At 42.5% G+C, this 7,806-nt stretch carries 5 protein-coding genes, 3 pseudogenes and 1 riboswitch; all 8 genes and pseudogenes read right to left on the reverse strand.

Annotated elements, in window-relative coordinates:
* Positions 1-793 precede the first annotated feature (793 nt).
* The 8 genes and pseudogenes from RID09_RS19405 to RID09_RS19440 all read right to left on the reverse strand — a co-directional run bounded on the left by RID09_RS19405 (position 794) and on the right by RID09_RS19440 (position 7,455).
* The gene (locus RID09_RS19405) at positions 794-1,186 is read right to left on the reverse strand and encodes a hypothetical protein (protein ID WP_446337567.1); all 393 of its coding nucleotides are present in this window, start codon (positions 1,184-1,186) and stop codon (positions 794-796) included.
* A 37-nt stretch (positions 1,187-1,223) separates the two neighbouring features.
* Positions 1,224-1,484 (reverse strand): annotated as a pseudogene (locus tag RID09_RS19410) (sodium:solute symporter family transporter); the annotation flags it as partial.
* Positions 1,485-1,486: 2 nt separating this feature from the next.
* A pseudogene (locus RID09_RS19415) lies at positions 1,487-1,726 on the reverse strand (GTP-binding protein); the annotation flags it as partial.
* 84 nt (positions 1,727-1,810) lie between these two features.
* Complete coding sequence (gene hypA / locus RID09_RS19420; protein WP_446337568.1) at positions 1,811-2,191, reverse strand: hydrogenase maturation nickel metallochaperone HypA; 381 nt, start codon at positions 2,189-2,191, stop codon at positions 1,811-1,813.
* A gap of 55 nt (positions 2,192-2,246) precedes the next feature.
* Positions 2,247-3,422, reverse strand: coding sequence for an agmatinase (speB, locus tag RID09_RS19425; protein WP_446337569.1), 1,176 nt, complete (start codon positions 3,420-3,422; stop codon positions 2,247-2,249).
* A 78-nt stretch (positions 3,423-3,500) separates the two neighbouring features.
* A riboswitch (guanidine-I (ykkC/yxkD leader) is annotated at positions 3,501-3,618 on the reverse strand.
* Positions 3,619-3,774: 156 nt separating this feature from the next.
* Positions 3,775-4,798, reverse strand: a pseudogene (locus RID09_RS19430) (transposase).
* A 369-nt stretch (positions 4,799-5,167) separates the two neighbouring features.
* Positions 5,168-6,076, reverse strand: a complete 909-nt coding sequence (locus RID09_RS19435; protein ID WP_446337570.1) for an AAA family ATPase — start codon at positions 6,074-6,076, stop codon at positions 5,168-5,170.
* A gap of 449 nt (positions 6,077-6,525) precedes the next feature.
* Positions 6,526-7,455, reverse strand: coding sequence for an Rpn family recombination-promoting nuclease/putative transposase (locus RID09_RS19440; protein ID WP_446337571.1), 930 nt, complete (start codon positions 7,453-7,455; stop codon positions 6,526-6,528).
* Between the last annotated feature and the right edge of the window lie 351 nt (positions 7,456-7,806).

A 7,806-nucleotide genomic window follows, 5' to 3' on the forward strand; every position in this document is an offset into this window, starting at 1 on the left:
TGGGGGAGAATTTCTGTTAGGAACACGTTCTATGTACATGACTACAATTGTCTCACAGATTCTCTCCTAAGACTATTAAGAAAATCTTAAATATACATGGGTACGATTTGAGGGGGCTAAATTGCTAAAATGCTTATGCAGTAGGGGTTCAGTCCCCTGTAGTACATCTGGACGGGGGGAACTTCAGTTTAAATCAATAGACTTGGTTATGGATACGCTTTCAATGGGTCTTGTTGAACTTTCATCAGTTCCAGAAAGGTTGCGTTCCCTGACTTATTTCCCTCATCTGAGAATGAGTTAGCACAAGCATATTTGATCTAACTTGAGCACGATCGCACTACTAGGCATGGTATAGCCACAACTCTTGTCGATACTTGCTTATCGCCTACTGCCTGCCTTTGTTTACGCGATCGCACTACTAGGCGTGGTGTAGCCACAACCCTTGTCTGTACTTGCTTATCGCCTACGTCAACGTCGCTAACCACTATATTCCTTCTCCTGAGTACCTTTCTAACTTGTCTTAGCTTAAGTGGAAGGCAATTGGGATGCGTTGGGAGGATCAATCATAAATCTATCGGCTACCAACCTAAGGCGGGACAAGATGAAGAAAAAAGTTGAGGGGGGTTGCGAATAATGTTCGCGTCAATTAATCGCGAACAAATACCCACTGGGACTTGCACGTTGACAGGAGCCTGATTATGTGCATGAAGTCCTACCTGTTTTTTAGGTGTTCCACTATTAGGAATAGACTTCCCTTCTGGGTCGGAACCCAAATATAATCCTTGGAGTCTAGTTACTTTTTAGTGTCTGAATATAAGTCTGACCAACTGTCTTTTAAAGAATCAATGGCTTTGGTTAATTCATCGATTTGAACTCTTCTGACGACCTGGATAACCCCATTAACATGGGCGGCGCTTCCGGCAGCTCCGAGATGTTGGTAGCGAGAAAGCCGATTACCCCCTTTGGTTGTGGGAAAAATTGGCGTTTTGGCTTGTAGTTTGTAATACCAGTAAGTTTTCCGTTGCCCTCGTGCTTGGTAACGAGCCACGTAACAGCCGGATGGGGCGACTTCTCCCTCTAACTCAAGTTGACGCTTGCGGGCAACGAGTGCCGCGATCGCGGCACTTAATCGCTCTGCTCTATCCAGAGTGTCGAGTTCCTTATTGGTTGGGTTTTGAGGTGACATGGTTGAAGGATTTAAGAGAACAGACTGCAACTTGGTATAAGAATGCGATCGCTACTTGAATCGCATCAGTATAAGCCACCGCAAATAACCCACCACTGGCTGTATCAATTAAAACGACCAGCGCGATTAAAATTACCCCAGCGAGATAAGTTGTGCCGAGAAAAGACTGGAATAAATAGCCCCCAGCAACTAAATTTCCCGCCAATAAAAAGGCAAAACTAAGCACCATGATGATTGAGGCTACCCGCTCTGTCATTCGACTATACTTGACCCGATAAAAATCAGGCAAGGTAATTAATGGCGGAGACGATCCGCATCTAATTCTGTAGTCATATCGCCTTCAATCACCACCATATTTAATTCTGACTGAAGGGTAGCCAAAGTAAGTTCCAATAAAGCTGTTTTCCCCGCGCCCGGACTACTCATTAAATTGAGACAATGAATACCCCAACGATCAAAATGTTCTCGGTTATGCTCTGCACCTGCTTGGTTAGCATGGAGGAGTTTAATTCCTAAGGCTGCATCGAAGGTTTGGTGCATGGTAATTAGTCCCAAATAATGAATAGATTGGATAGCACTTTAAGCAGGTTTTTACCTAAAATTTGCCTAAAAATTAAACGTGTTCTAGCCTGATGATGAGAAGGCGAACGCCTCTGAGTTTGAATACTCAATGCGATCAATTTTTAACTCACGACCGGAGCGAATATCGTCCATCGGAGACTGACAATTTGGGCAAGAATATTGCAGACCAATTTGTGGAAAATATTCTGACTGACACCTATGACAAAAAGCAATCAATGGCGTTTCTCGAATCACTAAATTTACTCCATCCAAGAAGGTATCTTTCGTCTGTGCTGTAAACGCAAACTCTAAACTAGCTGGCTCAACACAGGTGAATTTTCCCACAGTTAAATGAATTGCTTCAATTTTAGGTACATCAAGTTGGCTTTCAAACCAATCCCGCACCGTTATAATCAAAGCTTTGGTCATGTCTGTTTCATGCATGGTCAATCGATTTGAAAACGGATCAAAAAACACTTCAAATTTCCACTGCGATCGCTTACCTCCACGGGTGATCCACTACTTGAGCTTCAGAGTGGATATAGCTCGGTTTTTCGTTGCGGGGTAACTGCCCTGAAACCACAAGATGCGCCAAGGTATCACAAATTACCCGCGTAGCCATTAAAGATGTCATATCACTCACATCATAAGGCGGTGAAACTTCTACCACTTCCATGCCGCACACATTAGTTTCACGAATGATTCGCTTCAGTAAATAGAGAGCTTCACGAGGTAACAAGCCACCCGGTTCTGGCCAACCTGTACCCGGTACAAACCCCGCATCAATACAGTCAATATCAAAGCTAATCCAGACACAATCCGTGCCATCCGTCGCTTGTGCAATGGCAAAATCCGCTGCTGAATCAAGACCCATTTCTGTAATATCGGTAACAGTGAGAATATTCGTCGCCCGTTCCCGACAGACTTTCACCCCTTGGCGCGGCACTTGCCAACCACCAATGCCCAACTGCACAAGGTTTTTTGCCGGGGCGTTGTTCATGTTAGTGGCGTGGAACCAAGGACAGGTATGCATCCGTTCATCAAGGTCGGTTTCTTGGGTATCGACATGGCGATCGAAATGAATAATCCCGACTTTTTTATCCCCTAAATGACGACAAATGCCCCGCACAGTGGGAAATCCGATGGAATGATCGCCTCCTAAAATCATGGGAAATGCTCCCGAACTAAAGACATGAGCAACACCTTTGGAAATCTGATCAAAGGACTTTTCATTATTGGCAGGAATGGTAAAGATATCTCCCACATCACAGAGAGTAATTTGTTCGCGCAAATCAACTCCAAACTCAAAATTATATGGGGTATAAAGAGCAGATATACGGCGAATCCCTTGGGGGCCAAACCGGGTTCCAGGACGGTAGGTTGTCCCGGAATCGTGGGGAACACCAATAATTGCCACATCATAATTACCTACCTGTCGCACATCTTCAAGATAGGGAGCTTTCAGGAAGGTGTTAATCCCTGCATAGTGGGGGAGTTCTCCCCGTGAAAAGGTAGGGATACTGCGGTCTTTGATACTGTCGGCAGCTTCGAGTCCGTACTCTAGACCTTGATTCACTTCCTGTTGCCATCCAGTCAGGGGGAGTTGTTGCTCCATACCTAGGGCTCGTTGGGCTTCACTTTGCCCATTAGGGGGCTCAAAGGCAGAGTCTGTCATAAGATGCTCCAATTGATGATTAGCCAAAACCACAAAAGCCCAGAAGAGCTAGCAATTCATACTGGATGAATTACTTAGTTCTCCCGGGCTTTTATCCCGCCGTGGGGTTATCGATCTTCAAGCTTGATAACCTGTCTCTCTTGGTCCAGACATTTCACCTCGTGGTGATGAAACCGGAACCCTAGAGACGATTTAGTTCTTGCTTCACAAAATATTACCCTCTCCAGAGATATGCTGTATCAATAACTACTGTTTAGCAATGTAGTTCATTGTACTTCAACTTTAAGTGCAGAATGTGGGTTAAATCTTTATACCTTCTTAATGCTCTGAGTCAGGATCGGGTCTTCCGTACTTAGTGTGCTAAACTGTTAGGATAATGCCACAAGAATAAAGCGCGTATTGTAAAATTATTAAAATTCCTGAAGCCAAAACCACACCGTTTTAATAGTTTCAGCTTATTGTTAACTCCTTCAACTACTCCATTTGTTGTTCTACTTTCAAAATACCCCACGACTTCAGCAAACCATCGTTTTATTGCCGATACACTTTTTTTATATGAAATTTGCGCCTTATCTAACCAATCAATTAATTTTAAAGTTCCCTCTCCCAGGTTTTTACTTTATTCAAATATCTGATACAATTCTTCTTTTAATGAATGCATAATTCCAATTAAAGGCGAAGCTTCTTTGACTTGCTCTAATTTTTGAGTTTGCTTTTTTGATAATTTTATTTCCGATTTTAGTAGGGTATATTTACTCCCCTGTAGAGACGTAGCATGCTACGTCTCTACCGAATAATTTTGCTCTTTCTTTACCGTTCAGCGCTTCGGCTGTTTTCTTTTGGTCAATTCTCGCCTTATTCAACTCCTCATTAACCATTTTAGTAATATGAAATCTGTCCACTGTTACCACGGCATTGGGATAGAGTTTTTGGACTAACGATTTATAGTTTCCCGTCATATCCATGCTTACTTCTTCTATTTGCGACAGAACCTCTTCTTCTGTTAATTTATTGTTTTTAGCTACATTAATAACATCACCATGAATAACTTGTTTAGTTATAGCATGAGCATACCTATGAGTGAATTTCTTTTTATATCCAACAAAATCTAAACATTCACTAAAAGGTTTTTTACAATAATCACACTTAAATCTTCGACGATTTAAGTAGAGCATGACTTCTCGGTTACATATAGGTAAATCTCTCACTAAATGTCTTTGATTTTGATGAAGGCGATGGCTAGTATGACTACAGCGTGGGCAGTTAGCTGTTTTCTTTTGAACTTTAACAGATAAAATTAATGTTCCTTCTGCCTCTTGGATTTTTTCGACTATGACTCCTGGTAAGTTGAGGAGCTTTGTCATTTCTCTTTTCACAATCACTATATTGGCTATGTTTTAGGTGCATTGTTTTAACAGTTTAGCACACTAAGTACGGAAGACCCATAAATTATTCCGGCGACAGAAAATAATTTGGGTGACTTGCTAACAGAAAGATAGCCCATCTTGATCATCTAATTTTAAAAAATATGTCTAAAATTATACCACGTTTTTTGCGGAGATCGCATTCCTCCGGTTCCGACGCTCGTTCCTCGCTACCGCAACGCTTTCGCTATAGCTGCGCTTCACGCTTCGCTCTTCCTAGACATGATAGAAGGCAATTTAGTATCAGTAACGCCAAGAGTCAAATTGCTCTCAACCAAGACAAGATAGGCATACGGTTTAGCGATTTGCTAAAGGGTAACTTCAGGTGAACTGTCCCCCTCTGACTATTGAACCCTTACATTTCGCCATCACCGCACAAATTTCCTCCACAGAAGTGGCAAATTCAGGAACTCTCCCCAATAGGCTTTCCAGACACTGAGGCGCAATTTGTTGTAAATTCCCGATACCCGGATATGCCAGCATCAGAGAGATTAAATGCAGCAAGCGGTCAAAATCCAACAGCCGAGAATAGCGGTGTAACTGAATTTGTCCATGTTGGGTGCGGTTAGTGCGATTCACCTGGCTGTGTCTGAGGCGTTGGAGTTTGGTTTGGATTTGTCCGATATCAAATTTACCCTTAACAGGCGTCACCGGATAAACCCCTGCAAATCCCTCAGCCGCTAGGGGAGGAAATTGATGCAGGGACTGGTATAAGGATTCTATCACCGAATCGGGAACCTGACGCGATCGCTGTTTATTCCAGCGCAGACAAGTAGACAGAGGGGTTTTCAGATGCCATCCTATCCACAGAGGAGATGGGGAAACAGATGCATTCGTAGGGGCGAAGCTTATGCGCCCAGATGTCTCGGTTTTATGCCAACATTCCAGCGCATAAGCTTCGCCCAATTCCCCTGAGGAAGATGAGGAAGATAGGCTACATCTGTGCAATTGCATCAACAGCGACATCCGCCAAGAACGTTTGGCATTAGTAGCATCATAAATGATCGGTTGACCGGATGCGATCGCCCTTTGGATTTGCTGTAAGAGGTATTGTTCAATTTCCAACCATTCCCCCTGGATGGTGGCGTCACCATAGAGGGTTTGGCGGATTTCATCGGTGGAGACTATTTTGTAGTTTCCCAGTTTTGCCAATTCCCCAGCCAGGGTTGATTTACCACTGGCGGGACAACCAATTAAAACGTGACATATTAGTCTTTCGTCATTTGTCATTTCAGGATATATAATCCTCAGTCCGAATAAATTAGATCAGGACACGATAGTATCGTGTCCCTACAGAATCAATTATTCCTAATCCTTGGTAGGGACACGGCAATGCCGTGTCCTATTATGTTAATCGTTTCCATTAATTCGACTTCCGAAGAAGTCTAAAGAAAATTTTGTCGGGAGTGGAAAGAAAAAAGGTCTAATGTTTCCATTAATTCGACTTCCGAAGAAGTCTAAAGGGTCGGCTCCTGGGAGCCTCACCCTGACCTGATTCTACACCCTGATTTTCGGGGGTCAAGATTTACCCCGAATAGCTGCAACTCATTCTCAATAAATCACCCCATTCAAACCCTGAAACCCTTACCCAGAGCCATCTCCGGGGGGGTCTACGAAAACATAAGGATTTCAGCCATTGCCTGACTCCCCCGGAAACCTTACGCACAAGCGCCCCAAAATCACCCATTTTCCTGTAACCAACTTGATAACTCTTCTAAATTGTTGAAATCAAAAACATCATTGCTTAGACCTTCCAACTGGTCAACCGATAAGTTTTTAATCCGCTGACTGATTTCTGACGGAATTGACCCAAACTGTCGCTCCAGGAAACGGAATATCCATCGAATTTTCTCTTCTTGACGACCTTGTTCTACTCCTTCTTGTAATGCCTCCTGCTTTGCCTTAACAATCGATCCCCGTTGGTCTTCCAGGAACATTTCTTGCTTACGCAATTTTTCCACTTCCTCTACACTCAAATTCGCTTGATTGGCGATATTCATCGCTTTATCTAGTTCCGGAAGTTGGCTAAATGTGGGGGGGATTACCTCCAAACTGGGAGCCTCTTTAATAAAATAAATCCATTTATCTGTTAAACTCTCTAGTTCATCCAGTGTTTTCGTGAATTTCGGGAGTTCTACAAAAATTAACTCGATTTCTGGATCAGGATAGTTAAACAACTCCTGATTTTCCTTTAAGCTAAACCGAGTCAGATACCGTTGGGTCTGATCAAACATGGGAAAGTCGGTAATCGTTAAGGCAATGACCGGTTTCAGGTACGAATAGCCTTCGCCATATTTTAGCTGATTTCCATAAGTTTTGGTCAGGTTATAAATAACCCGCTTCTCGAAGAAGGCTAGGTTGAGGACTTGCATTTCAATTAGCACGGTTGAGCCATTATCCAGTAAGGCTTTGACATCTAGGTAGCTGTCTTTGAGATCCACCACCTCCCTAGGATTATAGGGGTCGATAATTTCTAAATCCTGAATCACAGGATTAGCTTCATAAATCAAGGCATTTAAAAAGCTAATCAGGATATCTTTGCTGTCTTTTGATCCAAATATTTTTTTGAAGGCAAAGTCACTTTTTGGGCTAATAAATCTTAGAATCATGGCTTTTTAATGATTGCATTATAAAACTAATTCTATTTTGATTATACTTGGCTTTTCAACTGAGCATAGTGGTTCTTCCGGACTTATTATGCTAAATTGCCTCAGACGACGTCCAAAAACCTAAGCAAGGTTTTTGGACGTTATTTTGAGTCAAATTAGACTGTTGAGGCATAAAATCACGGTATAACTAGATCTGAAGCCATTTTAACTAGGCTCTCTGGGATTTATGGTGATAAGTTTTACTAATATTACTCCTGATACTTCTTAGCTTTGATCTTGACTCGGTTAAATCAGGGATAAGACGGATGAAAAAATGGTTGTTCCAGGCTCAGATATTTTACGGAAAAACTG

It is taken from the genome of Coleofasciculus sp. G1-WW12-02, from assembly GCF_040219735.1.
Classification (GTDB): Bacteria; Cyanobacteriota; Cyanobacteriia; order Cyanobacteriales; family Coleofasciculaceae; genus Coleofasciculus.